The organism is Vibrio sp. 970, assembly GCF_033339075.1.
Genome location: NZ_JAWOTW010000091.1, coordinates 1 through 1,152 on the forward strand (window position 1 = coordinate 1; position 1,152 = coordinate 1,152).

Annotated in this window: 1 protein-coding gene and 1 pseudogene; both read left to right on the forward strand. The window is 52.0% G+C overall.

Annotated elements, in window-relative coordinates; translation table 11 throughout:
• Positions 1–175 precede the first annotated feature (175 nt).
• Positions 176–832 carry a quinolone resistance pentapeptide repeat protein QnrA1 gene (locus tag R7Q11_RS24910; RefSeq protein WP_012579084.1) on the forward strand — a complete coding sequence of 219 codons (657 nt, stop codon included), beginning with the start codon at positions 176–178 and terminating at the stop codon, positions 830–832.
• A gap of 243 nt (positions 833–1,075) precedes the next feature.
• Positions 1,076–1,152 (forward strand): annotated as a pseudogene (locus R7Q11_RS24915) (SMR family transporter); the annotation flags it as partial.

Below are 1,152 nucleotides of genomic sequence, written 5' to 3' on the forward strand. Positions count from 1 at the left end.
GCGGTAAACGAGTGAGGGAATTTCAGGTAAGATACTTCGGATGAGGAGCAAAAAGGTGGTTTATACTTCCTATACCCGCAAAGGTTGTTGGGAAGGCGCGAACCAACCCCATGTTTGCCTGCCTAGGCAAAGCTCGCCGAAAGAGTTAGCACCCTCCCTGATTAAAGGAAGCCGTATGGATATTATTGATAAAGTTTTTCAGCAAGAGGATTTCTCACGCCAGGATTTGAGTGACAGCCGTTTTCGCCGCTGCCGCTTTTATCAGTGTGACTTCAGCCACTGTCAGCTGCAGGATGCCAGTTTCGAGGATTGCAGTTTCATTGAAAGCGGCGCCGTTGAAGGGTGTCACTTCAGCTATGCCGATCTGCGCGATGCCAGTTTCAAGGCCTGCCGTCTGTCTTTGGCCAACTTCAGCGGTGCCAACTGCTTTGGCATAGAGTTCAGGGAGTGCGATCTCAAGGGCGCCAACTTTTCCCGGGCCCGCTTCTACAATCAAGTCAGCCATAAGATGTACTTCTGCTCGGCTTATATCTCAGGTTGCAACCTGGCCTATACCAACTTGAGTGGCCAATGCCTGGAAAAATGCGAGCTGTTTGAAAACAACTGGAGCAATGCCAATCTCAGCGGCGCTTCCTTGATGGGCTCAGATCTCAGCCGCGGCACCTTCTCCCGCGACTGTTGGCAACAGGTCAATCTGCGGGGCTGTGACCTAACCTTTGCCGATCTGGATGGGCTCGACCCCAGACGGGTCAACCTCGAAGGAGTCAAGATCTGTGCCTGGCAACAGGAGCAACTGCTGGAACCCTTGGGAGTAATAGTGCTGCCGGATTAGCTCGAATGCAAACACAAGAGGCAAATATCACTTGAGTTCCGCGCTGCAACAAGGCAGATTCTGCTATAGCAGAGTATTACCGCCGGAATGCCGTTTCTCTGCTGCCGCAGCCGACGTTATACCTTCCCTTCAAAGGAGGCATTATGAAGACTCAACTGCACGCCGAGCTGGCTCAGGTCAAGCGCTCTTTGGCAATCACCCAACTACTGGGAGCACCAGGCATCTTACTCATAGGCTTGGCACTATGGCATCGCATTTTATTTTCTTTCTCTGGTTCTGAAATCCATCCCTGTCGGTGTTGCTTATGCAGTCTGGTCGGG